Origin of the sequence: Nocardiopsis sp. MG754419 (assembly GCF_018207095.1) — a bacterium.
Classification (GTDB): domain Bacteria; phylum Actinomycetota; class Actinomycetes; order Streptosporangiales; family Streptosporangiaceae; genus Nocardiopsis.
Window position 1 is genome coordinate 1 of record NZ_QOCZ01000006.1, and the last position, 24,454, is coordinate 24,454.

20 protein-coding genes are annotated in these 24,454 nt (G+C 69.9%); 6 read left to right on the top strand and 14 right to left on the bottom strand.

Translation table 11 applies throughout. The features are described 5' to 3' along the window. Positions 1 to 333: 333 nt before the first annotated feature. Positions 334 to 2,664, bottom strand: a complete 2,331-nt coding sequence (gene pcrA / locus DSY14_RS02190) for a DNA helicase PcrA (RefSeq protein WP_211714709.1) — start codon at positions 2,662 to 2,664, stop codon at positions 334 to 336. 127 nt (positions 2,665 to 2,791) lie between these two features. Between pcrA and DSY14_RS02195 the strand changes: the two genes are divergently transcribed. Beyond that, the gene (locus DSY14_RS02195) at positions 2,792 to 3,766 is read left to right on the top strand and encodes a nucleoside hydrolase (RefSeq protein ID WP_211714710.1); all 975 of its coding nucleotides are present in this window, start codon (positions 2,792 to 2,794) and stop codon (positions 3,764 to 3,766) included. 85 nt (positions 3,767 to 3,851) lie between these two features. On the opposite strand, the gene DSY14_RS02200 is transcribed toward DSY14_RS02195, so the two are convergent. Beyond that, positions 3,852 to 4,523, bottom strand: coding sequence for a response regulator transcription factor (locus DSY14_RS02200; RefSeq protein WP_211714711.1), 672 nt, complete (start codon positions 4,521 to 4,523; stop codon positions 3,852 to 3,854). A 29-nt stretch (positions 4,524 to 4,552) separates the two neighbouring features. Beyond that, positions 4,553 to 5,755 (bottom strand): ATP-binding protein, encoded by a 1,203-nt coding sequence (locus DSY14_RS02205; protein WP_211714712.1) that lies wholly within the window; start codon positions 5,753 to 5,755, stop codon positions 4,553 to 4,555. A 224-nt stretch (positions 5,756 to 5,979) separates the two neighbouring features. Here DSY14_RS02205 and DSY14_RS02210 point away from each other — a divergent pair, with 224 nt between their 5' ends. Continuing rightward, positions 5,980 to 7,449: a PspC domain-containing protein gene (locus tag DSY14_RS02210; protein ID WP_211714713.1), complete on the top strand. Its 1,470-nt coding sequence runs from the start codon at positions 5,980 to 5,982 to the stop codon at positions 7,447 to 7,449. Next, complete coding sequence (locus DSY14_RS28605) at positions 7,430 to 7,735, top strand: hypothetical protein (RefSeq protein WP_249187194.1); 306 nt, start codon at positions 7,430 to 7,432, stop codon at positions 7,733 to 7,735. Before DSY14_RS02210 ends, DSY14_RS28605 begins: the two co-directional genes overlap by 20 nt. An 86-nt stretch (positions 7,736 to 7,821) precedes the next feature. Here the strand turns inward: DSY14_RS28605 and rsmA are convergent, their stop codons facing one another. Then, complete coding sequence (gene rsmA, locus DSY14_RS02220; RefSeq protein ID WP_211714714.1) at positions 7,822 to 8,706, bottom strand: 16S rRNA (adenine(1518)-N(6)/adenine(1519)-N(6))-dimethyltransferase RsmA; 885 nt, start codon at positions 8,704 to 8,706, stop codon at positions 7,822 to 7,824. A 66-nt stretch (positions 8,707 to 8,772) separates the two neighbouring features. Continuing rightward, entirely contained in the window at positions 8,773 to 9,966 is a 1,194-nt protein-coding gene (locus DSY14_RS02225) for a resuscitation-promoting factor (protein WP_211714715.1), read from the bottom strand. A 360-nt stretch (positions 9,967 to 10,326) separates the two neighbouring features. Here DSY14_RS02225 and DSY14_RS02230 point away from each other — a divergent pair, with 360 nt between their 5' ends. From DSY14_RS02230 to DSY14_RS02240, 3 genes are all read left to right on the top strand, one after another. After that, complete coding sequence (locus DSY14_RS02230; protein ID WP_211714716.1) at positions 10,327 to 11,421, top strand: CaiB/BaiF CoA-transferase family protein; 1,095 nt, start codon at positions 10,327 to 10,329, stop codon at positions 11,419 to 11,421. Positions 11,422 to 11,585: 164 nt separating this feature from the next. Beyond that, the gene (locus tag DSY14_RS02235) at positions 11,586 to 13,829 is read left to right on the top strand and encodes a hypothetical protein (RefSeq protein ID WP_211714717.1); all 2,244 of its coding nucleotides are present in this window, start codon (positions 11,586 to 11,588) and stop codon (positions 13,827 to 13,829) included. Positions 13,830 to 14,421: 592 nt separating this feature from the next. Then, complete coding sequence (locus tag DSY14_RS02240; RefSeq protein WP_211714718.1) at positions 14,422 to 14,775, top strand: STAS domain-containing protein; 354 nt, start codon at positions 14,422 to 14,424, stop codon at positions 14,773 to 14,775. A gap of 116 nt (positions 14,776 to 14,891) precedes the next feature. Here DSY14_RS02240 and DSY14_RS02245 read toward each other — a convergent pair whose 3' ends face one another. The 9 genes from DSY14_RS02245 to ehuB all read right to left on the bottom strand — a co-directional run bounded on the left by DSY14_RS02245 (position 14,892) and on the right by ehuB (position 24,099). Further along, positions 14,892 to 15,623 (bottom strand): M50 family metallopeptidase, encoded by a 732-nt coding sequence (locus DSY14_RS02245; RefSeq protein ID WP_211714719.1) that lies wholly within the window; start codon positions 15,621 to 15,623, stop codon positions 14,892 to 14,894. 437 nt (positions 15,624 to 16,060) lie between these two features. After that, positions 16,061 to 16,498: an SRPBCC family protein gene (locus tag DSY14_RS02250; protein WP_211714720.1), complete on the bottom strand. Its 438-nt coding sequence runs from the start codon at positions 16,496 to 16,498 to the stop codon at positions 16,061 to 16,063. A gap of 50 nt (positions 16,499 to 16,548) precedes the next feature. Next, the gene (locus DSY14_RS02255) at positions 16,549 to 17,541 is read right to left on the bottom strand and encodes an NUDIX domain-containing protein (protein WP_374223973.1); all 993 of its coding nucleotides are present in this window, start codon (positions 17,539 to 17,541) and stop codon (positions 16,549 to 16,551) included. After that, on the bottom strand, positions 17,538 to 19,640 hold the full coding sequence (locus DSY14_RS02260; RefSeq protein ID WP_211714721.1) for an RNA degradosome polyphosphate kinase: 2,103 nt from the start codon (positions 19,638 to 19,640) through the stop codon (positions 17,538 to 17,540). Before DSY14_RS02260 ends, DSY14_RS02255 begins: the two co-directional genes overlap by 4 nt. Positions 19,641 to 19,838: 198 nt before the next feature. Beyond that, a complete protein-coding gene (locus tag DSY14_RS02265; protein ID WP_211714722.1) occupies positions 19,839 to 20,780 on the bottom strand; it encodes a CPBP family intramembrane glutamic endopeptidase in 942 nt (313 codons plus the stop codon). Between the two features lie 195 nt (positions 20,781 to 20,975). Next, positions 20,976 to 21,821, bottom strand: a complete 846-nt coding sequence (ehuA, locus tag DSY14_RS02270) for an ectoine/hydroxyectoine ABC transporter ATP-binding protein EhuA (protein ID WP_283091573.1) — start codon at positions 21,819 to 21,821, stop codon at positions 20,976 to 20,978. Continuing rightward, positions 21,808 to 22,476 carry an ectoine/hydroxyectoine ABC transporter permease subunit EhuD gene (ehuD, locus tag DSY14_RS02275; protein WP_211714759.1) on the bottom strand — a complete coding sequence of 223 codons (669 nt, stop codon included), beginning with the start codon at positions 22,474 to 22,476 and terminating at the stop codon, positions 21,808 to 21,810. The genes ehuA and ehuD overlap by 14 nt, the downstream gene beginning before the upstream one ends. Before the next feature lie 17 nt (positions 22,477 to 22,493). Next, complete coding sequence (ehuC, locus tag DSY14_RS02280) at positions 22,494 to 23,222, bottom strand: ectoine/hydroxyectoine ABC transporter permease subunit EhuC (RefSeq protein WP_211714761.1); 729 nt, start codon at positions 23,220 to 23,222, stop codon at positions 22,494 to 22,496. Between the two features lie 28 nt (positions 23,223 to 23,250). Next, positions 23,251 to 24,099, bottom strand: coding sequence for an ectoine/hydroxyectoine ABC transporter substrate-binding protein EhuB (gene ehuB / locus DSY14_RS02285; protein ID WP_211714762.1), 849 nt, complete (start codon positions 24,097 to 24,099; stop codon positions 23,251 to 23,253). Positions 24,100 to 24,454 lie beyond the last annotated feature (355 nt).

Below are 24,454 nucleotides of genomic sequence, written 5' to 3' on the forward strand. Positions count from 1 at the left end.
GTCGAATTGGCGGTTTCGGTATTCCCGATCGGGGTAAAGGACCCCGTGTGCTCCGTTACGGCCTGCGCGTTTCCGCGGGGCTTTTTTCGAAGCGACTCTGCGAGTTTACATGCCCCGAGCACCGCTCGGACCAGGCTGACTTCTCAGAGGGAGACCGGCCCGCCCGCGAAGATTCGCGTTCGTGTCGCTCGGTCTTGACCAACTGTACCCCTGGGTGGGAGTGCTTGTGACGGGTTCCGGAGAACGCGTCGGTGTCATGGCTTACACGTCGTGAAGACGCGTCCGGCCGGTACGCACCCAAGGCACGTCCGGCCGGTTCCTCCCGCGCAGCGGTCAGAGCTTCTCGATGGGCGCGTACTTGACGAGGAAGTCCTTCTCCCCGATGTCGGCGCCGAAGTCGATGCGGGCCTTGGTCCGGTCCCCGGCCCCCTCGACGAGTTGGACCCGCCCCATACCGAAGGAGTCGTGGTTGACGAGGTCGCCGACACTGAGGGTGGGCGCCTCCTTGGCGGCCTGCTTCCGCCCCCCGCCGAAGGTGCCGCCGAAGCCGCCGCCCCCACTGAGACCGCCGCCGCCACGGCCACCACCGATACTCCGGCTAGGAGGTGCGGCCAGGGTGGACTCCGCACGCCGCCAGTCCACGAGCGCGACCGGGATCTCGTCCAGGAACCGGGACGCCGGGTTGTACGACGGCGTCCCCCACGCGCTGCGGACCGCGGCCCGGCTGACGTACAGCCGTTCCTGGGCTCGGGTGATGCCGACGTAGGCCAACCGACGTTCCTCTTCGAGCTGGGTCTTGTCCCCCAGGGTCCGGGTGTGCGGGAACACCCCGTCCTCCATGCCGGTGAGGAAGACGGCGGGGAACTCCAGTCCCTTGGCGGCGTGCAGGGTCATCAGGGTGACCACACCACCGTCGTCGTCCTCGTCCGGAATCTGATCGGTGTCGGCGACCAGGGCGATGCGTTCGAGGAAGTCCACGAGCGTGGGCTCACCGGGGTCGATGCCCTGGTTCTCCTCACCTTCGAGCATCGCCTCGTCCTCCAGGAGCGCGGCGAAGGTGTTCTCGAACTCGCGGGCGACGTCGACGAACTCCTCCAGGTTCTCCACCCGGCTCTCGTCCTGGAGGTCCTTGGACTCGGTGAGCTCGGACAGGTAGCCGGTCTTGCTCAGCACCGCCTCGACGATCTCCGCCGGAGTGCTCCCGGGCACCACCGCGGTGAGTTCGTCGAGCAGCGCGGTGAAGTTGCGGATCGCGTTGGCCGAGCGGGTGGCGATCCCGGGGGCCTCGTCCACGCGTCGCAGCGCCTGGGCGAACGTGACGCGCTCGCGCGCGGCGAACAGTTCGATGGACTCCTCCGCCCGGGCCCCGATGCCGCGTTTGGGCACGTTGAGGATGCGGCGCAGGCTCACGGTGTCCTCGGGGTTGGACAGGACCCGCAGGTAGGCGAGGATGTCGCGGATCTCCTTGCGCTCGTAGAAGCGCACACCACCGACGATCTTGTAGGGCAGACCGGTCCGGATGAACACGTCCTCGAACACCCGGGACTGGGCGTTGGTCCGGTAGAAGACGGCGACCTGACCGGGCGCGACGATGCCCTCGTCGGTCAGCTTGTCGATCTCCCCGACGACGAAGGCCGCCTCGTCGTGTTCGTTGTCGGCGACGTAGCCGATGATCCGGGGCCCCTCGCCCTGCTCGGACCACAGGTTCTTGGCGGGCCGGCCCTCGTTGCGGTCGATCACCGTGTTGGCGGCCGACAGGATGTTCTGGGTGGAGCGGTAGTTCTGCTCCAACAGGATCGTGCGCGCGTCGGGGAAGTCGCGCTCGAACTCCAGGATGTTGCGGATGGTCGCGCCGCGGAAGGCGTAGATCGACTGGTCCGCGTCGCCCACCACGCACAGTTCGGCGGCCGGCACCACGCTGGTGTCGGAGCCCTCCGCGGCGCCGACGAGCTCTCGCACGAACACGTACTGCGCGTGGTTGGTGTCCTGGTACTCGTCGACCATCACGTGCCGGAACCGGCGCCGGTAGTACTCGGCGACGTCCGGGTACATCTGGAAGAGGTTGACGGTGACCATGATGAGGTCGTCGAAGTCCATGGCGCCGGCCTCGTGGAGGCGGCGCTGGTACAGCCGGTAGGCCTCGGCGAGCTTCTTCTCCTGCTCGTTCTGGGCCTGCTCGGCGAACGTGTCGTAGTCGACGAGTTCGTTCTTGAGGTTGGACACCTGGAAGCTGAAGGACTTGGGCGGGAACCGCTTGGGGTCCAGGTCCATCTCCTTGCAGACCAGCTGCATGAGCCGCGAGGCGTCCGCGGCGTCGTAGATGGTGAAACTGCTCGGGTAGCCGAGCCGGTGCGCCTCCCTGCGCAGGATGCGCACGCACGCGGAGTGGAAGGTCATCGTCCACATGGTGTTGGCCGCGCGGGTGCCGAGGAGCGCCTCGATGCGCTCCTTCATCTCGGCGGCGGCCTTGTTGGTGAAGGTGATCGCGAGGATCTCGCCGGGGCGCACGCCGCGTTCGGCCATCAGGTGCGCGATGCGGTGCGTCAGGACCCGGGTCTTGCCCGACCCGGCCCCCGCGACGATCAGGAGCGGCGAGCCGGAGTGGGTGACGGCGTCGCGCTGGGGACCGTTGAGACCTTCGAGAAGCTGCTCTTGGGAGGACACGTCCTCCAGGTTACGGCCGACCGGTGACGGTCCCGTCCACCCTCGTGGGGGTGGTCGGTCGCGGGAGTGCTCCGGAAGTCGTTCTAGTCTGGTTTCACACCGGGTGCGCTCTTTTCCCACCCGGCTCATGTCATTTTTCAGGGGGAGATGGGTCTTGTCTGACCGGGAGACCACACGTGTGTTCGTCGACTGCGACCCGGGGATCGACGACGCCGTCGCGCTCGCGTACCTGGCGGCGCGGCCCGAGGTGGAGATCCTCGGTGTCGGTGCCGTGTTCGGCAACAACACCGTGGCGGTGACCGCGCAGAACGCGCTGCGCCTGTTGGAGTTGTACGGCCGGCCGGAGGTTCCGGTCGCCGTGGGCGCGGAACGACCGTTGGTGCAGGCGCCACGGCTGGCCGAGCACGTGCACGGCGGCAACGGCCTGGGCGACGTCGAACTGCCCGATCCCAAGGGCGAGCCGGTGGCGGAGTCCGCCGCCGAGCTGCTGGTGCGTCTGGCCCGGGAGAACCCGGGTGAGCTGGACGTGCTGGCGGTGGGCCCGCTCACCAACGTGGCGTTGGCGATCGGTCTGGAGCCGCGGCTGCCGCAGCTCGTCCGTCGCCTCGTGGTGATGGGCGGGGCCGTGGAGGTCGCCGGCAACGTGGGTTCGCACGCCGAGGCCAACATCGTCAACGACCCGGAGGCGGCCGAGGCGGTGTTCGCCGCCGGGTTCGACCTGGACCTGGTGGCGCTGGACATCACCATGAAGACGGTGGCCACCGCGGAGTGGCTGGACCGTCTGAAGGAGGTGCCCGGGGATCGCGCGGAGCGCACTTCGGCGTTCCTCGACTTCTACGCGGAGTTCTACAAGGGGATCTTCGGGCTGCGCCAGTGCGCGATGCACGACCCCCTGGCCGCGGCGGTGCTGGCCGACCCGCACCTGGTCACCGAGGCGTTCGAGGCACCGGTCCGGGTGGAGCTGACCGGGACGCTGACCCGGGGGATGACGGTGGCCGACCGTCGTCCGCGCCCGCGGACCGACGAGCGCCGCGCCTGCCGGGTGGTCACCTCGGTCTCCGAGGACGCGTTCCTGGACCTGATGCTCGACGCCCTGCGCTGAGTCGCGAGGACGGCGGGGTCCGCGGGTCCGTCGGGCGCGGGGGCGGCGTGCACGTGCGTGCCGTGCCCCGCGCCGCGACCGCCCGTCAGACCAGCCGGCGGGCGGTCGCCCAGCGGCTCAGTTCGTGCCGGTTGGAGAGCTGGAGCTTGCGCAGCACCGACGACACGTGCGTCTCCACGGTCTTCACGGAGATGAACAGCTCCTTGGCGACCTCCTTGTACGCGTAGCCGCGGGCGATGTGCCGCAGGACCTCGCGTTCGCGCTGGGTGAGACGGTCCAGCTCGGGGTCGACCGGGGGCGCGTCGGTGGCGGAGAAGGCGTCGAGGACGAACCCGGCCAGGCGCGGTGAGAACACGGCGTCGCCGTCGGCGACGCGCACGATGGCGTTGGCCAGGTCCTTGCCGGAGATGGTCTTGGTGACGTAGCCGCGGGCCCCGCCGCGCACCACCCCGATGACGTCCTCGGCGGCGTCGGACACCGACAGGGCGAGGAACCGGATCTGGGGGTGTTTGGCGAGAACGCGCCGCAGCACCTCCACTCCCCCGCCGCCGGGCAGGTGCACGTCGAGAAGGACCAGGTCGGGCTGGGCCTCACCGATGACGTGCACGGCGCTGTCGACGTCACCGGCCTCACCGATGACCTCGACGGTGTCGCCGAGTTCGCCGCGCACACCGCTGCGGAACAGTCGGTGGTCGTCCACGATCACGACGCGGGGAATCGCGTCTCCGTCACTGAAGGTCGTGCTCTCTTCTCCCACACCTGGACCTTACCGCGACCGGAACCGCATCAGAGGTCGAGGATGCGGGGCATCCTGAGTTGGACCTCGGTGCCCTCGCCGGGTTCGGTGCGGATGCGGGCCGAACCGCCGTGGCGGTCCATGCGCCCGAGGATGGACCCGCGCACGCCCATACGGTCCTCGGGGATGGCGTCGAGGTCGAAGCCGGCCCCACGGTCGCGGACGAACACGAGGACCTCCTTCTCCTCGACCTCTCCGAAGACGGAGAGGGTGTCGCTTCCCGCGTACTTGGAGGCGTTGACCATGGCCTCGCGCGCGGCGCGCAGCAGGGCGCCGAGCCCGTCGTCCATGGGACAGTCCCCCACGCACACCACCTCGATGGGCACGCCGTGCTCCTCCTCGACCTCGGCGGCCACGCGTTCGAGGGCGGGCGAGACGGTGGTCTCGGCGTCGGCGGGGCGCTGGTAGAGCCAGCTGCGCAGGGCGCGTTCCTGGACGCGGGCCAGGCGTTGGACCTCGCGGGGGTCCTCGGCCCGGCGCTGGATCAGGGTGAGGGTGTGCAGGACGGAGTCGTGGATGTGGGCGGCGAGTTCGGCGCGCTCGGCGTTGCGGATGCGTTCGCGGCGTTCGGCGTCGCGGTCGCGGACCAGCCCGATGATCCAGGGGGCGGCGACCAGGGAGATGCCGGCCAGGAGGGTGAACGCGAAGCTGAGTCCGGCGCGGGCGTCCTGGAGCTGTTGCTGGAACACCATGAAGCCGATGACGCCGGTGACGATGAGCAGGACGCCGGCGCCGGTGCGCATGAGGCCCTTGGGGCCGGCACGGCTGACGGTGCTGGTCATCCACTCGTCGCGTTGGGCGGGGTTGGCCTGTTGCCAGAGGATGGTGGCGCCGAGCGCGCCGAAGACGATGAACCACAGCAGGGGGTCGAAGACGCCGCCGAAGACGAGGAAGAGCGCCGCGAGGGCGGTGGCCAGACCGACGTAGGCGATGATCTGCGAGAGGTCGCGACCCTTGCGTCGGTTCTCGGTGGCCGGGTCCGGGTTCTCCTCGACCTCCTGCACGGGGAGGAGGAAGTAGAGGGCCGCGTAGACGGCCACACCGATGCCTCCGACGCCCAGCGCCATGAAGGCGAGCCGGACCACGACCGGATCGATGCGCAGGTGTTCGGCCACGCCCGCGGCGACCCCGCCCAACAGGCGTCCGTCGACCGCGCGGGTGAGCCGAGGGGTTCCCACGGCCGTCGTTGCCACCGCCCGATCACCGCTTTCGTCCGAAGTCCCGTTACGTGCGGCGCACCCGTGGGCGCGCCCTTCCCCAGGTCTCCAGCATGCCTTGTGCGGGAGGCGCCGACATCGGGGACGCACCCGGGGTCCGCGGGGTGGGGCGGTCAGGGTGGGTTCAGGGTCGTCCCGGATTCCCTCTTGGACGTGCCAGGGGTGACGATGGTTCCATGAGGAAGGTGCGGTGAGCGACGATGACCGACAGTCAGGCCCCTGACACGCCTGCCTCCGCGGAGGTTCCGCCCGAGACCGGGCCGGAACTGCGCCGCGACGACGACCATCGGGTGATCGCCGGTGTGTGCGCCGGGTTGGGCGCGTACACGGGGATCGACCCGGTCCTGTGGCGTACGGGGTTCGTGCTGACGGTGTTCGCCGGGGGTACGGGGTTGTTCCTGTACATCGCGGCGTGGGTCCTGATGCGCGACCCCCAGGGCGGTCCGGCCACGTTCGAGCAGATGCTCGACCGGGCCATCCCGTCCCGGGCGGTGCCGAAGCTGTTGGCCGTGGGGTTGATGGCGGCGACCGCCCTGAGTCTGGTGGGCGGGTTCGGCTGGGGGACGATGATCCTCGCCGTCCCCCTGGTGTTGGGGTTGTTGACCGCCCGGAACCGCGGGGTGGACCTGCGGGCGTCGCTGACGGCGCTCCGCAAGGACCTGGCCGAACGGGAACCACCGCCGACCGGTACGACACCACAGCCCAGCGCCGCCTACTACAACCCGGCGCAGCCGTGGGCCTCGGCCCCGCACGGCCCGGTGGACCTGGCGGTGGTGTCGGAGCGCACCTCGCGCGACGTCGAGGACGACGTGGAGGAGGACTCCGACGACGGGGACGACGACCACGAGGACGGTGGCCGGGACCACCCGGGGACCGGGTGTCAGGACCACAAGGGCACCCGGAACGCACGTGGTGCCCGGTGCGCGCGGTTGACCGTGTTCGCGGCCTGGACCGTGATGGTCATGGCGGTCGGTTGGGTGCTCGTCGCGCCCGGTCTGGGGCCACCGTTCTCCGAGGCGGGGGCGGTGGGTCTGCTGGTCGGACCGCAGCTCGGGGTCTACTTCATGGCCGCGGTGATCGCGGTGGTCGGCCTGTACGCGCTGCTCGGCGCCTGGGTCGGGGACCCTCGTGGGCTCGCCTCCCTGGGGACCCTCGCGGTGCTGGGCGCGCTCACCGTGCACGGCACCGACGTCACGCAGTGGCGGATCGGCGGTGAGGTCTGGCGACCGGGGTCGGTCGCCGAGGCCGAGTCGGAGACCATGCGGGTGACCCTGGGCCAGGGGACCCTGGACCTGACGGACCTCGGCCGCGAACTGGAGCCCGGGCAGAGCGTGGACGTGACGGCCGGCACCGACCTGGGGGTGACGGTCGTGGTGGTGCCCGAGGACGTGCGAGTGGTGCTGGAGGGGTACGTGCTGTTCGGTGCGGTGCACATGCCCGACGAGGGAGAGGACGACCTGCCGGGGTACGACCTCGTCTATGACGCGACGTTCGAGCCGGTCGGTCCGCTGCCCCCACCGGAGTCCGCGGACGGGACCGGCGGGGAGCGGACGCCGGGAAGCGAGGAGGAGTCCGCGACGACGGGCCGCACCGACGTGCCCGTGGTGAACGTGAGCGCCGACACCCGGCTCGGAGTACTGGAGGTGCGCTATGACCAAGCGCGGGATTGACGGTGGCTCGCTGGTCGCCGGTGTGCTGTTCCTCGGCCTGGCGATCGTGTTCGCCGTCCAGGGCAGCGGATCCTGGGGCTTCGACACCGTGTGGCTGGTCCCGGTGTTGATCGCGGGTCTGGGCCTGGCCGGGGTGGCGCGGGCGCTGTTGCGCGCCCGCCCGGACCGCTCGGGCGCGACGCGAGGGCCGCGGGGAGCCGAGGACGCGAGCGCACCGGGCGCTCCGGACACCGCCGGGGGAAAGCCCGGATCGGACCGGTCCGGGCACACCGGCTCCGAGGACTGACGCAGGAGGCCGTCCCCGGTCCGCCCCGAACGACGGAACACCGCCCCGCGCAGGTCGGGGCGGTGTTCTCGTGTGACGAGCGGCGGCTACGCGGGACGGTGTTCGGCGATGGCCGCGAACTCCTCGATGCCGAGGGACTCACCCCGGGCCTTGGGGTTCACGCCGGCCGCGCGCAGGGCGTCCTCCGCGGCGGGGGGCGACCCCGCCCAGCCCGCCAGGGCCGCCCGCAGGGTCTTACGGCGCTGCGCGAAGGCGGCGTCGATCACCCTGAAGACGTCCGCTCGGGGGGCCTTGGTGGTGGGTTGGGGACGGCGCACGAGTTCCACCAGCCCCGAGTCGACGTTGGGCGCGGGCCAGAAGACGTTGCGCCCCACGGCGCCGGCGCGTTTGGCGGTGGCGTACCAGGCCACCTTCGCGGAGGGGACCCCGTAGATCCGCCCACCGGGGGTGGCGGTGATCCGGTCGGCGACCTCGGACTGCACCATGACCAGGACCCGTTCGAGGCTCGGCAGCAGTTCGAGCAGGTGCAGCAGGACGGGCACCGACACGTTGTACGGCAGGTTGGCCACGAGCGCGGTGGGGGCCGGCCCGGGGACCTCGGCGATGCGCATGGCGTCTCCGGGCACGACGGTGAGCCGGTCGACGAGGTCGGGCGCGTGGGCCGCCACGGTGCCGGGCAGCGCCGTGGCCAGCGCCGGGTCGATCTCGATCGCCGTCACCTGCCGCACGTGCGGCAGGAGCGCGAGGGTGAGGGAACCGAGCCCGGGCCCCACCTCGACGACCACGTCGTCGGCGCCCACGCCCGCGACGCGGACGATGCGGCGGACGGTGCCGTGGTCGATGACGAAGTTCTGGCCCAGGGTCTTGGTGGGCCGGATGTCGAACCGTTCGGCGAGCTCACGTACGTCGGCGGGGGTGAGCAGGCGGGAACGGTCGTCGGGGTCGGGTGCGGGTGTCTGTGTCACCCACACATCTTGCCGGCCACGGCCCACCCGCTCGTCCCGCGCGATGGCGCCCGCACCCGCCCGGTCCCGTGCTCACTCGTGGAGGTGCACCCCGCAGTGGGGCCACTGGCTCTGCCAGTTCCCGCCGACGGTGTTGTACAGCTGCTGCGCGCGCTGGGTCTGTTCGCCCGGGCTCGCGTCCGAGGGCAGGCCGCTGCCGCCGACCGACTCCCAGGTGGTGACGCTGAACTGGTAGAGGCCGTAGTAGCCGCCCGCCGAGTTGACCGCCGAGGGGTCGCCGCCCGACTCGCACTGGGCGAGTCCGGCCCAGTTGAGCCCACCGGCCTCGCCACCGCCCTGGGGCGGGGTCGAGGGGTCCTCCTCCACCTTGGTGCCGATCATCACCAGACCCTCCACCGGTTCGGTGACGACCTCCTCGGAGAGTTCGTGCTCGACCTCCTCCCCGTGGCGCAGGACGGTCGCGGTGGTGACCTCCTTGAGGCCGTCCTCGGGTTCGGTGACGACCTCGCGTTCGCCCTCGGGCAGATCGGGGTCGTCCTGCTCGACGGTCTCGGCCTCGATGACGACCTCCTCCGTCTCGGGCGCGTCGAGCACGGGCAGGACCCGCACGACCATGCCCGGTTCGGCGGCCTCGTCCGGTTCCGGGCTGACGATGTCGTGCTCACCGAGGTCGACCCCGGCGGCGTCGAGGACGTCGGCGACGGTACCGCCGGTGGTGCGGGTCTCGGACCGGACCGTGTCGTACATGACGATCATGCGGGGGGCGCGTTCGGCGGTGACGGTGAGGCCGTCGGCCGGGATGGCGGTGGTGTGCGCCTCGGAGAGTTCGACGCCCTCGGGGTCGAGGCCGATCTGGCCGAAGGCCTCATCGAGTGTGGCGGCGTTGACGCGGTGTTCGTGCCGGTGCCCGTCGAGTTCGACGGTGAGCGGTCGCGGAGAGCGGACGATGACGTGGTCGCCGCCGCCGACGGGGGTGTCCGGGGAGGGGGCCACGGCGTCGTGCTCGTCGAGTTCGATGCCGGCGTCCTCCAGGACGTCGGCGACGGTACCGCCGAAGGTGCGGACGGTGGTCTCCTCACCGTCGGCGTCGATGGTGACGCCCTGGTCCATGGCGAGGGCGGTACCACCGCCTGCGAGCGCGAGTGTGATCGCGCCCGTGGCGACGGCGGCCACGACGAGGCGGGACACGGGCGGTGCGGAGCGGACGCGCCGGCGACCCTTGGCACGACGTTCGCCCCGACCCCTGACCCCGGGTTTTTCGGGCATGAGTCGATCACCTTTCTCTTGGTGCGAAAAATGCAGAACCCCTCTGGGTACCCCGGGGGGACTTGAGAGGCTCTGGGAAGATTCCGCCTGTTCTGCGAGGCTCTGAACGGGGGTTTCGGGCCATCGACAGCAGGACAGGGTCACATTAACACCGAGTCGCGTGCGCCTTTTGATATTGACCGAATATAGGCGTCGGCATCGGGAACATAGTCCGCCGATCCCTTTTTGTCGGATTCAGCCCCCGCGTTTCCCCTCGTGTTTCCCCGGCACCCCCGCCCGAGGGTCGGCTTGGCGCCGGACGGGACGGGCCTGCACAATGACCCGAACGTCGTTCTGGTCAGTTCCCCGCGAAAGGCATCCATGGGCCCCCTCAACGGAATCCGCGTCGTCGAGTTCACCGGGATCGGTCCGGCGCCGATGGCGGGCATGCTCCTCGCCGACATGGGAGCCGACGTCATCCGGATCGACCGCCCGGGGGCCGTCGAGGCCGCCCATTCCGGCGCGCCGGGCCCGCACATGACCGAGGGTCGCGCGGTGGTCGGCGCGGACCTCAAGTCCGAGGAGGGACTGGCGCTCGCCCGTGACCTGATCTCCCGCGCGGACGTCCTGCTGGAGGGTTTCCGCCCCGGGGTGCTGGAGCGGCGCGGTCTGGGCCCCGACGACTGCCGCGCGCTCAACCCCCGGCTGGTGTACGCACGCGTCACCGGTTGGGGGCAGGAGGGCCCGTTGGCCCACACGGCCGGGCACGACATGAACTACGTCTCGGTCAACGGCGCCCTGCACTCCATCGGGCGCGCGGGCGGCCCCCCGGTCCCACCGATCAACCTCCTCGGCGACTTCGCCGGCGGCACCATGTTCACCGTCACGGGCATCCTCGCGGCCCTGGTGGAACGGCAGGGCTCCGGGCGCGGCCAGGTGGTCGACGCGGCGATGGTGGACGGCAGCGCCCTGCTCATGTCGATGGTGCACGAGGACCGTGCCCGCGGTGAGTGGCGCGACGAGCGCGGCACCAACTACCTGGACACGGGGGCGCCCTGGTACGACGTCTACGCGTGCGCCGACGACCGTCACGTCTCGGTGGGCTGCATCGAGCCGCAGTTCTACGCGGCGTTCCTGAAGGGGATCGGTCTGGCAGACGAGGAACTGCCGGACCAGTGGGACACCCGGGCGTGGCCCCGGTTGCGCGCCCGGTTCGCCGAGGTCCTGCGCACACGGACCAGGGACGAGTGGGGTGCGGTGTTCGAGGGCACCGACGCCTGCGTGATGCCGATCGTGTCCCTGGAGGAGGCCCCCGACCACCCGCACGTGCGGGCCCGTGGCGCGCTCGTACGGGAGGGCGGTCGGATCGTGTCCGGTCCCGCCCCGCGTTTCGACCGCACACCGGGCGGGGTCACCCGCGCACGACCGCTGCCCGACACCGACGCGGCCCTCGAACGGTGGGGGTTGGGGCACTGAGCGAGGGTCGGAGGGCGCTTCTGCCCGCACGATCGGAACGGCCCCCGAGGCCCGACCGGCCGCTTCACCCGGAATCGCCGTATCGCCGTTTTCCCTCGGTGGGCACGCTCGATCACTAGGGTGAGCCCGACCACCAGGGTGATACGCGCGATCGGGGGGCCGCCATGTCACCGAGTACCGGGCTCGGCACACGTTGGGCGTCGCGTCTGTGCGGGGTCCTGTTGGCGGGCGTGGCCCTGCTGGCCTCCGCACCCGCTTCCGCGTCGGAACCGGCGACCACCCCCGACGCCGACCTCACCCGGACCACTCCGGTCGTCCTCGTGGGGATCCCCGGACTGCTCTGGGAGGACGTCACCCCCGAACACACCCCCACCCTGTGGCGGATGGCCGGGGACGGCGCGATCGGCAACGTGTCGATCCGCACGGCCACCTCCCGCACCTGCCCCACCGACGGCTGGCTGTCGGTCTCGGCAGGGCAGCGTTCCCTGGCCGAGCGGGAACGGTTCACCGTCTGTGAGCCCGCACCCGAACCGATCCCGGACGGCTCGGGCGCGGTGGTGCCCGGCCACGCCGCGCTGGTCGCGCAGAACCGGGCGTCGGCCTTCGACGCGCCCGTGGGCCTGCTCGGCGGGACCGTGCGCGACCACGGCGGTCTGACCCTGGCGGCCGGCCCCGGCGCGGCACTGGGCGCGGCGGACACCTCCGGCCGGGTCGACCACTACCTGGAGTCGGCGCGCGAGGTGACCCCCGAGCGGCTCGACGGGGTGTCCCTGGCCGTGGTGGAACTGCCCGAACTCACCCGCCTGTACCCCGAGCCCGGTGTCGACGGGGAGGAGCCGTCGGAGCCGCTGCCCGAGGACGTGCCGGAGTGGGAGCGCGAGGAGGCGCTGGCGTCCCTGGACGCCCGGTTCGCCGCCGTGACGAGCGCCCTGCCCACCGGCGCCTCACTGATGGTCGCGGGCGTGTCCATGGACAGCGGGCCGTCCCGGCTGACCGTCGCCATGACCGCCGACATGACCGATCACGGTCTGGCCGGACCCGCCTCCTACCTGGCCTCGGAGTCGACGCGCAGGCCCGGCCTGGTGGTCCTCACCGACACCACCGTGACCGTGCTCCACGCCCTGGGCCTCCGTCCGGAGACGCCCACCGGCGGCAGGGTCTGGCAACTGAACGAACGCCCGGCGACGACGGAGGCCGCGGTGGAGCGGCTGGTGGACTTCAACACCGCCGCGGTCGTCGTGGGCGCGTCCATCCCCGGCTTCTTCAGCGGACTGGTCGTCCTCCAACTGTTGATCTACGCGGCGGCCGCCTACGCGCTGCACCGGTACTCCGACCACCAGCGCGGTAAGCGGGCCCTGGTGCTGTCGGTGACCCGGGTGGTGGCGCTGGCCGGCGCGGCCTTCCCGGTCGCCAGCTACCTGGCCAACCTCATCCCGTGGTGGGCGGCGGACACCCCGCCCCTGGCGCTGTTGGCGTCGGTGCTGGCCGTGGACGCGCTGGTGGTGGCGTTGGCCATGGCGGGCCCATGGCGGCGCACCATACTCGGGCCGATGACGGTGGTGGCGGGCGCGACCACCCTGGTGCTGTTCCTGGACCTGTGCTTCGGCGCGCACCTGCAGATGAACTCGCCCACCGGGTACTCCCCGATCGTGGCCGGCCGGTTCTACGGGATCGGCAACATCGCGTTCGCGACCTTCGCCACCGGCATGCTCATGGCGGTCGCCGGGATCGCGCACGTCCTCATCGGTCGGGGGCTGCGACGGACCGCGGTGGTCACCACCCTGGTCATCGGGGTGGCCTCGGTGCTCATCATCGGCTGGCCCGGTCTGGGCACCGACTTCGGCGGGGTGATCGCGCTCATCCCCGGTCTGGCGGTGACCACCATGATGATCGCGGGCGCGCGGATCACCGTGCCACGCCTGACGGTGATCGGGGTCACGGCCGTGACGGTGATCGCACTGCTGTCGTGGATGGATCACCTGCGCCCCGTCGAGGACCGGAGCCACTTCGGCGCGTTCGCCGAGCAGGTGGTGAACGGTGAGGCCGGAACCGTGCTCGTCCGCAAGCTGGAGGCGATGCTGGGCACCCTGGGCAACTGGCATCTCACCCTGCTGTCGGCGGGGGCGCTGGTGTTCCTCTTCGCTGTCCTCAACCGGCCAACGAAATGGCGGATCGGGGCGTTGCAACACGCCTACGAGTACGCTCCGACACTCCGGGCGGGTCTCACCGGTTCCCTCGTGACCGCCCTCGTGGGATTCGCGGCCAACGACTCCGGGGTGGCCATCCCCGCCCTGGCGCTGACGGTGGCGGTGCCGTTGACCCTCTCGGCCTGTGTGTGGGCGATCCAGCGCCAGGATCGGGAGCCGGAACCGGCGTCCGACGGTGAGGAGTCCCTACGCCGGGCGTGACCCCTACACCATCGGTCACAGGGACGGCAAAGCGACCGGGCACGACCTTGCGTCGCTCACGTCACGAATAGGCCACGGCCCTGTGGTAAAGTCCGTGGCTGTAACGACCCCGGTGACACAGATCCCACAGGCCATGAGGCCGCCAGGGAGAGGGGCCGCGCGAGGAACCGGCCCAGCCGTCACCTCCGGCACCGGCCACCGGGGAATGACCGTCGACAGCGATGGGTTCTCACGTGCAGAGGGCCGTGTCACCGTCGGTCCACGGCGAGCCCCACGGAAACCGGGCCCGTCGCGCACCGGGTCTCACCGACCCTCTGTATCCGTCATCACCGATGACCCGCATCGCATCCGGAACTTTCGGCCCGGGCCCAGGCGTTCCATGGATGCCGTGCTTTTACGAGCAAACCAGGCGAGAAAGGCGTTTCCTCCCCCGGCATCCGGTCCGGGGTACCACGCAAGGAACTAGATGAACCATCAGCTTGGCTCACGCGGTAACGCAACCAACGCACCGGTCACCACACGTCCCCGGTGGGACTACGTGTGGTCTGCCTCGCCGACCCATCGGGCAGGGCCCGAGTACGCCGGAGTCGCAATGCCCGAACTGAGCATCGCCTCGACCCTCCACGAGTCCGGACGCGTTCTGGCTCTGGACGGCGAGATCGACATGGCCACCGAAGCCCGCTTCCAGGACGCCGTCACCGAAGCGCTGACCACGCAACCGTTCGGCCGCGTCGTGCTGGACTGCACCGAACTGCGGTTCATCGACTCCAGCGGTCTGCGCGTGCTCATCCGCGCGCACAAGTTCGCCAAGGAGCAGCGTGCGCTGCTGGTGATCGCCTCCGCTCCGCCCCGGGTCCTGCAGACCCTGCGCATCACGTCCCTGGACACCCGCATTCCGGTGTTCGGCTCGGTCGCGCAGGCGCTCGCGGCACCGCAGAACGCCTGACCCGCGCACTCTCCACGACATGAAGAAGGCCCCGCGATCCTCTGCGGGGCTCTTCGACGTGTACGGGGACGGGTGCCGCCTCCTGCCGTGAGGCGGAGGTCCGACGCCGGCTCGCACTAGAACAGCAGCATCCACACGCCCAGGCCGGTGACGGCCGCGTTCACCAGGAGGAACACCCCCACCCACAGGGTGCCGGGAATCCCGGTGAGCCCGGCGAGCTGGTCGGCGTCGGAGTGCGGCGAGGGTTGGCGACTGCGCTGCGCCTGGAGTTCGAGGACCGGTCGCACGCCCGCGAAGAGCAGGAACCAGATGAACAGGTAGGCGAAGGCCGCTTGGACCTCGTGCGGGGTGAACCAGCTGACCCCGAAGACCACGGCCCCGGTGACCACGATGGAGATCACGCCGTACAGGTTGCGGATCATCAGCAGCATGGCGGCGAGCACGAGGATGCTCGTCCACAGGAGCGCGGTGATGCGTCCGGACATGAGCATGAGGATGCCGAGAAGGCCGATGACGGTGGGCGCGACGTAGCCGGCGAACACCGTGAGGATCATGCCGATACCGGTGGGCCTGCCACGGGAGACCGTGACCCCGGAGGTGTCGGAGTGCAGGCGGATACCGGTCAGCTGGCGTCCACTGAGCAGCGCCACCAGGGCGTGCCCGCCCTCGTGCGCGATGGTGACGACGTTGCGCGCCACCCGCCAGGGAGGGCCGAGCAGAACGGCTGCCAGGGCGATCGCGGCCGTCGTGACGATGATCCACTGTTCCGGGTCGGGCTGGACGGACAGCACGTCCTGCCACACGTCACCGAAGCTCGTTGCACCCACTGGTCTCCCGACTTCCCACATCGACCGCCGACGAAGGGGCCGCGCCGCCGACGCCTCGGTGGCCGGGGGCGAGGGGGTCGCGGGCCCTTGCCGAACTTTATGGCATGTCCGGAGGTGCCGTGCCGGCACACCGGAGCAGGGTGGGGGGCGCCGCCACCCGGAGCGACCGTGGCCGGTCACCGGGAAGGCACCGAGGGGCGGCCCGGTCCCGGCACCGGGCCGCGCTCACGACGAAGGTCCGGTGCACACCCACGCCGCCGGCGCGACCTGTCCGCCGCCGAGGATCACGACCGCCGCCGCACGGGCCTTCGGAGGACGCGGCGCGTCGCCCGCACGCCGGAGGCACCGACGACCGGGGAGACCACGGCGAGGCCGGAACGGGAGCCGGGACCACGAGTCCCTCCGCACACGGCCCTCGGGGCCGGCCCGGCCCGGGCGTCGACCGCGCCCGGGGAGGTTCAGTCCTGTTCGGCCACGGCCTTGAGGCGCACCAGGGTCTCCTCGATCCCCCGGGCGTTGCGGGCCGGGGCCCCGGACAGCACGTAGAGGTACGCCTGACCCCACGTGTAGTCGAAGGTCTCCGTGACCCGGGTCCGGCCCGACCCGAGGTCCTCCAACACGTAGCGCCAACGGTGCGAACCGACGTGCTTCCAGGCGATGAGGCGTCCCTCCTCGAACTCCACCACCCTGTTGGTCATGCGGTAGGGCAGCCCCAGCATCCGCATGTCCATGCCGAACTCCGAGCCGAGTTCGAGTCGTTGCGGCCCGAAGACCGACCCGAGCACCGTGCCGGACCCGTCGAGTTCGGAGTGCCGTACCGGGTCGGCGAGCAGGTCGAAGATCCTCTTGACCGGAGCGTCGACCTCGATGCTCCGCGCCACCATGTGTTCAGCCATGCACGCATCATGTCACCGGCGCGGGACCACCCCGACCCGGGAGGTACCCGTCACTCTCGGACGCCGTGACGTTCCACACCGGCCAACTCGCCGTCGGCGGACACGTGCAGCACCCAGAACGAGCCCTTGCGCAGCCCACGTTGTTGGGACAGTGGGGCGCCCAGTCGGGTGAGCGCCTCGGTCATCAGTTCCGGGACCAGTTCACCGTGGGTGCACACCACGGTGGGAAGGCTCTCGTCGAGGAGCCGCGCGAACGCCTCCCTGGCCTCCCCCACCTCGTAGCCCCGACCCTCCCGGCCCACCGTGAAGGCCCGTTCGGTGCGCATCTGCACGTCCTGCTCGACCGTGTACGGCAGCAGGGACTCGGTGCAGCGCGCCGCGGCGGACGTCACCACCCGGGGCCGCCCGTAGGCGCCGAGCACCCGGGGCAGGGCCAGGGCGTCGGCCCGGCCGGTCTCGTCGAGCGGTCGCAGCAGGTCGCTGTCGTTCCAGGAACGCTTCTCCCCCGCGGACAGGTGCCGCAGCAGGACGATCGGGAAGGTCTCGGCGGGACCGGACAGGAAGTTGTCGACCACCTGGACGTCGTGGTCGTAGGTGAGCCGGGCGCGGGCCTCCTCCACGGGGACCCACTCGACCGTCTCGACCTCCTCGTTGGGTTCGTAGTCGATCTCGCCCCCGGGGCGTTCGGGGGTGGCGGCCCACCACTCCACCTGCTTGGGCCAGCCGTCCTTGAGGTAGCGCTGGGGCGGCAACCGACGGCCGAGCACGGGGACCAGCCCGGTCTCCTCCTCGACCTCGCGGACCGCACCGATGATGGGGTGCTCTCCGTTCTTCAACTTGCCCTTGGGCAGGGTCCAGTCGCCGCGGTCGGGGCGACGGATGAGCACGGTCTCCAGGCCCGCGGGGCCCTCGCGCCACAGCACGGCGCCCCCGGCCCGGATGGGTTCCAGATAGCCGCCCACGGCGGTGTCACGTGGCGGGAAGGCACTGGTCACCCGAATGCCGGTCGGCGGGGCCGACGTCCGTTCGTCCTGCTCGCTCACCCGTCCACCACTCTCAGGTGACGGTCGCCGCGCAGGGTGTCCTGGAGATCGATGAGCGGTCTGCCTTCCTCGTCATGGGTCACGCGCTTCCACGCCCCCTCCGGCTGCAGTCTCCAGGAGGAGGTGGTGTCGGCCATCGCCAGGTCCATCAGGCCGACCAGACGTCGGCACTGTTCGGGGTCGGAGATGCGCACCAGCGCCTCCACCCGCCGGTCCAGGTTACGGGGCATGAGGTCGGCGCTGCCGATCCACACCTGTGGACGCCACGCGTTGGCGAAGACGAACACACGGGAGTGTTCGAGGAATCGGCCGAGGATGCTGCGGACGCGGATGTTCTCCGACAGCCCCGGCACGCCGGCGCGCAGCACACAGCTGCCCCGCACCCACAGGTCGACACCGACGCCGGCCTGGGACGCACGGTAGAGGGCGTCGATGATCTCCTCGTCCACCAGGGAGTTGACCTTGATCCGGATGCGCGCGGGCTCGCCCTTGAGCGCGTTGGCGACCTCGGTGTCGATCTGGCGGAGCAACCCCTGGCGCAGCGCGGCGGGCGCCACCATCAGGCGTCGGTAGTGCCTTTTGCGGGAGAACCCGGTGAGGCTGTTGAAGAGGTCGCTGACGTCCTCACCGACCTCCGCCGAGGCGCTGAACAGACCGAGGTCCTCGTAGACGCGTGCGGTGCTCGGGTTGTAGTTGCCGGTGCCGACGTGACAGTAGCGACGCAGGAGACCGTCGTCGTCCTGGCGGATGACCATGGACAACTTGCAGTGGGTCTTGAGGCCGACCACTCCGTAGACCACGTGACAGCCGGCCTCCTCCAGCTGGCGGGCCCACTGGATGTTGTTCTGTTCGTCGAAGCGGGCCTTGATCTCGACCAGGACCACGACCTCCTTGCCCTCGCGGGCCGCCTCGATGAGCGACTCGACGATGGGCGAGTCCCCACTGGTGCGGTACAGGGTCTGCTTGACCGCCACGACCTTGGGGTCGGTGGCGGCCAGGGCGAGGAAACGCTCGGTGGTGGTGGCGAAGGACTCGTAGGGGTGGTGGACCAGGATCTCGCGTTCGCGGATCGAGGCGAAGAGGTCGCCCGAGGTCAGCGCACGCGGTTCGACGGGGACCATCGGCGGGAACCGGAGGTCGGGGCGGTCGGCGTCGGCGATCTGGGCGAGTCCGGCGAGGTTGAGCGGCCCGGGGACCCGGTAGATCTCCTCCTCGTCGGCACCGAGTTCCTCGGTGAGGATGGCCAGCACCTCGTCGCTGATGGTCTGTTCGACCTCCAGCCGGACGAGCGGGCCGAACCGACGGCGCAGGAGTTCGTTCTCCAGTGACTGGACGAGGTCGTCGGTCTCGTCCTCGTCGACCTCCAGGTCGGCGTTGCGGGTGACCCGGAAGGCGTGGTGCTCGACCACGTCCATGCCCTCGAACAGTTGGGGCAGGTGCGCCGCGATGATGTCCTCGACCGGCACGTAGCGGCCGCCGCCGTGCGCGGTGAGTTCGATGAAGCGCGGCAGCGCACTGGGCACCTTGACCCGGGCGAACATACGCCGGTCGTCACCGGGGTCCCGGACGCTGACGGCGAGGTTGAGCGAGCGGCCGGAGATGTAGGGGAAGGGGTGGGCGGAGTCGACGGCGAACGGGGTCACCAGGGGGTAGATGGAGCGGCGGAAGTTCCCGTGGAGGTGTTCGCGCTCGTCGGTGTCCAGGTCCTTCCACCGGACGATGCTGATGCCCTCCCCTGCCAGGGCCGGGGCCACGCTCTCCGCGAAGCAGGCGGTCTGACGCAGGATCAGTCGGTGGGTGAAGAGCGAGATGCGCTCCAGCAGGTCCTTGGGGTGGTGACCGCTGGAGGAGGCCACCGACAGTCCGGTGGCCAGGCGGCGTTTGAGACCGGCGACCCGGACCATGAAGAACTCGTCGAGGTTGCTGGAGAAGATCGCGAGGAACCGCGCCCGTTCCAACAGCGGGATGTTCTCGTCCTCGGCGAGTTCGAGCACGCGTTGGTTGAAACGGAGCCACCCCTCCTCACGGTCCATGAACCTGTCGGGCGGCAGTTCCGCGGTGCCGGGTTCCGCGGGTGTCGGCGCTGATTCCGTGCTCACAGTGGGCAGACTCCCCCTCCTTCATGACCACACGGTGACAACCCCATGAGGGGGAAATGACCGCAACACGACCCCTATGGATCTTCTGTACCCACTCGACCAGGGATCCCGTGGGTCGGCGGGCAAGTTTTGCACCACGAACGGGACAACGCGCCCCGCCGTGGCGGGGCGCGTCGCGAAGGTGGAACGTGGTCGGCCTCAGATGCCGATGTCCAGGTCCGGCGGCAGGATGAGGATGAACATCGCGATGCGCATGAGGACGTTGATCCAGGTGTTGCGGAAGCACGCCCACAGGTAGCCGTAGAGCACGCCCGCGGCGCCGTAGGTCAGCATGGCCATCCCGGTGTCGTGCACCAGGTCCAGCCCGGCGAGCTGGGACACCGCGTCGTAGGGCTGGATGAGCGCGTAGGTGAGCGCGAACAGCACCGAGGTGGTGATGATGCCGCCCCAGCGCCCCAGGAGCATCTCCAGCCGGGTCTGCATCATGCCCCGGAAGAAGATCTCCTCACAGACCGCGATGACGGCGAAGGCGACCAGCATGGCGTACAGCGTCAGGGACGGTCCGGGCAGACCGATGTAGGGCGCCAGCAGATAGCCGAGGATCCCCGAGGCCACGGCGACGGGGACGAGCCCCAGCCAACGCCAGGGTTCGACCACCTTGAGCGCGAGCGTGGGCATGGCGGTGCCCTTGCCGTCCACGGTGATACCGGAGCGGTCCATGATCAGCAGAGGGAGCGCGAAGAGGAACAGCAGGCGCGACACCAGTGAGACCGACACCGCCAGGTCCGTGGTGGTGCCCGTCTCCTCCCCGAAGAAGTCGAGGATGCCGGACAGCACCACCATCGACACCACGAAGCAGACGATGAGCAGCAACAACCAGGCCACTTCGCGGGTGAGGGGGTGCCCGTCCATGGCCGCCCACACCCGACGGTCCAGTGCGTCCCGTCGCCCCAGCCAACGGACCAGACCCCAGGCCACGAGACCGGCCAACAGCATCGGTCCCCAGGAGAGCACGAACAGCATGGCCGACTCGCCGAAGACGTCGTTGCGCAGGACCGGATGGGCGAGAAGTGGCCCGGCGACGAAGACCGCCGCGAAGGCGACGGTCCACGCGAGCCCCCATCTTCGCACTGTGGTCACTTGAGTCCCCCCTGTCTCAGAAAACCCATTCTGCCCCAGGGGAAACTAAAAGCGACTTAATGACTACGGTATGTCGTCACCAGGTGTGACCGGCGAAGACGCACCGGAGGGGCAGAGTCATCGGCGCACGAAAGGGCGCCGCCCCGGCCGTCGACACGACCGGGGACGGCGCTCAGCGACATCCGGGAGCGGTTCTCAGTGGCCGTTCTCCAGGACCGACTTGAGGAACGACTTCGTCCGCTCCTCGCGCGGGTCCCCGAAGATCTGGTCGGGAGGACCCTCCTCCGCGATCCGGCCCTGGTCGAACATGAGGACACGATGGGAGACGTCTCGCGCGAACCCCATCTCGTGTGTCACGCACAGCATCGTGATGTCGGTGGTCTCGGCCACCTCGCGCAGTACGTCGAGCACACCGGCGACCAGCTCCGGGTCCAGAGCCGAGGTGACCTCGTCCAGGAGCAGGATCTCCGGCCGCATGGCCAGCGCGCGGGCGATCGCCACCCGCTGCTGCTGACCGCCGGACAACTGGGTCGGGTGGGCGTCGATCTTGTCGCCCAGACCCACCAGCTCCAAGAGCTCCTCGGCCCGTTGGCTCGCCTCGTCCTTGCCGATCCCCAGGACGTGGACCGGCGCCTCCATGATGTTCTTGCGCACGCTCATGTTCGGGAACAGGTTGAACTGCTGGAACACCATCCCGATGCGCTTGCGCCTGGCCCGCAGGTAGCCCTCGTTCGCGGGGGCCATGCCGTTGCCCCTCGGCATGTGGCTGAAGGGCTCGCCGTCGACCCAGATGCGACCCTCGGTGACCTTCTCCAGCGTCATCAGCAGACGCAGGATGGTGGTCTTGCCCGACCCGCTCGGCCCGATGAGCGTGACGCGCTCACCGGGAGCGACCGAGAAGTCGAGGTGGTCCAGGACCGTGAGGTCACCGAAACGCTTGACCACCTTGTCGAAGACGATCAGCCCGTCCTCGGCGTTCTCGGCGACGACGCCGTCGACACCCGGTGCCGTGGTGTTCTCGGGGGTATCAGACGGCGACATATCGCTTCTCCAGTCGTCGGATCAGAATCGCGGACGGGATGCTCACCACGAGGAAGAGGAACCCGACCATGGTCATGGCCTCCGTCATCCGGAAACTCTCGCTCCCGACCCGTTGGGCCCGGGTCAGCAGCTCCGCCACACCGATGGCGAAGAGCAGCGGGGTGTCCTTGAACATGGCGATCAGGTAGTTGCCCAGTGCCGGGATGACCTTGCGGATGGCCTGGGGCAGCACGACTGCGCCCCAGGTACGGCCGGTCGGCAGGCTCAGTGCACGCGCGGCCTCCCACTGCCCCTGGGCCACTCCCTCGATGCCCGAGCGGTACACCTCGGCCGTGTAGGCCGCGTAGTGGATACCGAGGACCGTCACACCGACGGTGAAGGCCGTGATGGGCACCGGGCCCAGCAACGGTACGTTCAGGCTCGCCGGCAGCAGGAAGAAGACGAAGACCACCTGGATGATCAGCGGGGTGGTCCGGATGAACTCCATCACGAAGTGCACGATGGCCCCGATGACCGGTGCGCGGCGCACGATCGCGATCAGCAGTCCCAGGACCAGGGCGATGGTGTAACCGATCAGCGTGAGCTGCACGGTCACCCACAGCCCGCCCAGCAGACTCGGCATGACGTCGAACGTGAACTCGAAGTCCCAGATCATGGGTGCGGAGTCGTTCATTACTTGGCCACCCCCACCCGGGTACCGACCGACGGCGGTCGGAGCAGACCCATGAGCCCACCGCCGGAGGGCGGGATACGGCCCAGCTTCACGTTGGCTCGACGCTCCAGGAGTCGCATACCGAAGATCAGCACCTGCGCGATCAGGTAGTAGAAGACGAAGGCGATCGCGAACGCGGCGAGCGTCTCACCCGTACCGCTGCGCACCTCACGGGCGACGGCGGTGAGGTCGAGGATGCCGACCAGGTAGACGACGGCGGACGCCTTCATCAGCTCGATGATCAGGTTGCCGAAGGTGGGCAGCATCTGCGCCCACGCCTGCGGTACGACGACCAGTCGCATGCGCTGGAACCACGAGAGGTTCAGCGCGACGGTGGCCTCCACCTGGGCCTTGGGAACCGCGTTGAGCGCGGCCCGCACCACCTCGGCGCCGTAGGCGCCGACGTTCAGGCCGAGCGCGAGGATCGCGGCGAACATCGGATCGAGTTCGTAGCCGGTCATGTCCGGGAGCGCGTAGACGATCCAGAACATCACCACCAGGGCGGCGATGCCGCGGAAGACCTCCACGTAGACCGTGGTGATCGCGCGCAGGATCCAGGGCCGCGTCGAGCCCATGATCCCGAAGACCATGGCTAAGACGAAGGCCAGGACCGCGCCCGCGAAGGTGAGCTGGATCGTGATCCAGGCACCGTCGAGGTAACGCGGTAGCTGTACCTGGAGGAACTCCAGGAACCATTGAAGGAACTCCACGACGGGATCAGCCCTCGCAGAGCTCGGAGGTGCTCGTGCCGTCGGGAAGGTCGGCGTCGGTGAAGCCCCACTCCTCGCCGAGCTCCAGCAGGCGGCCGCTCTCGGTGAACTCGGCGATGACGCGGTTCACCTCGTCGAGCATCTCCTGGTCGCCCGAGCGGAGGCAGAGACCACCCCAGCCCTTCTCCTCCTTGCCGTCCATGACCGGGTAGAAGGGCTCGGTGACGTCGAACTCGCCGCCGCGCTCCATCAGGAGGTACTCGTGGGAGACCTTGAGCATCGAGACGGCGTCCACGCGGCCGTTCTCCAGCATCTCGAACCCGGTGGTCTGGTCCGGGATGAGCTCCATCTGGCCCTCGGGCACGCCGAAGTACTCGGCGTAGGTCTGCTCCACCGAGGCGTTGAGCACGGCGAGCCGGATGTCCGGGTTGGCCGCGATGTCCTCGAAGTGCTGGATCCCCAAGGGGTTGCCCGCCTCGACCATGAAGGCCTCGGGCGCGGTGGCGGTCGGCTCGCTGAACGCCACCTCCTGGCAGCGCTCGGGCGTGATGAACACCCCGGCGGCGAGAATGTCGAACTGATCGTTCTGCAGACCCGGGATCAGACCGTCCCAGCTGGTGGAGGTGGCGACGATCTCGGGAATGCCGAGTTCCTCGAAGACGGCCTGGGCCACGGCCGGAGACTGACCGGCGGCCTCACCCGCAGCGTCGACGAACCCGAAGGGGATCTCGTTGGCGAGCCCCACCCGGACGAAGCCCTGCTCGCGCAGGTCGTCCAGTGACGCGCCCTCGCCGGCGCGCGTGCACGAGGCGAGCGTGGGGGCCAGGGCGACTGCGGCCGCACCGACCCCGGCCAGGCGGAAGGCGTCTCGGCGGCGCCAGGTTCCCCGCCGACGCGCTGTTCCCTGATTCTTCACGACTGCTCCTCGAAAACTCGAGAGCGGGTCTCCGCCGAAGGACAGGCGGAGACACCGCACATTCGGATGGTGGATCGCCTCATGCGGCTCACACCGCGGATCGTGTCCGTGGCTCCGGCCGTCCCCCGGGAACACGGGACGACGGCTCTGGTACGGGGTCTCTCTCCCCGGGCCCGCCGTGCAGTAACTGAAGACGTTTAGTCCGTTATGCACTGGTTATGAGCTGCTCGGCATCGCGCGATCAGGCCGAAAGGCCTCGTCATGCCGATCACCTGTGAGTGGTGACTATGGGTTC

What these genes read in the sequence shown, in the direction of transcription:
- DSY14_RS02195 (WP_211714710.1), top strand. Translation starts at nt 2,792, where the DNA reads ATGTCATTTTTCAGGGGGAGATGGGTCTTGTCTGACCGGGAGACCACA.
- DSY14_RS02210 (WP_211714713.1), top strand. Translation starts at nt 5,980, where the DNA reads ATGACCGACAGTCAGGCCCCTGACACGCCTGCCTCCGCGGAGGTTCCG.
- DSY14_RS28605 (WP_249187194.1), top strand. Translation starts at nt 7,430, where the DNA reads ATGACCAAGCGCGGGATTGACGGTGGCTCGCTGGTCGCCGGTGTGCTG.
- DSY14_RS02225 (WP_211714715.1), bottom strand. Translation starts at nt 9,966, where the DNA reads ATGCCCGAAAAACCCGGGGTCAGGGGTCGGGGCGAACGTCGTGCCAAG.
- DSY14_RS02230 (WP_211714716.1), top strand. Translation starts at nt 10,327, where the DNA reads ATGGGCCCCCTCAACGGAATCCGCGTCGTCGAGTTCACCGGGATCGGT.
- DSY14_RS02235 (WP_211714717.1), top strand. Translation starts at nt 11,586, where the DNA reads ATGTCACCGAGTACCGGGCTCGGCACACGTTGGGCGTCGCGTCTGTGC.
- DSY14_RS02240 (WP_211714718.1), top strand. Translation starts at nt 14,422, where the DNA reads ATGCCCGAACTGAGCATCGCCTCGACCCTCCACGAGTCCGGACGCGTT.
- DSY14_RS02245 (WP_211714719.1), bottom strand. Translation starts at nt 15,623, where the DNA reads ATGTGGGAAGTCGGGAGACCAGTGGGTGCAACGAGCTTCGGTGACGTG.
- DSY14_RS02250 (WP_211714720.1), bottom strand. Translation starts at nt 16,498, where the DNA reads ATGGCTGAACACATGGTGGCGCGGAGCATCGAGGTCGACGCTCCGGTC.
- ehuA (WP_283091573.1), bottom strand. Translation starts at nt 21,821, where the DNA reads ATGTCGCCGTCTGATACCCCCGAGAACACCACGGCACCGGGTGTCGAC.
- ehuD (WP_211714759.1), bottom strand. Translation starts at nt 22,476, where the DNA reads ATGATCTGGGACTTCGAGTTCACGTTCGACGTCATGCCGAGTCTGCTG.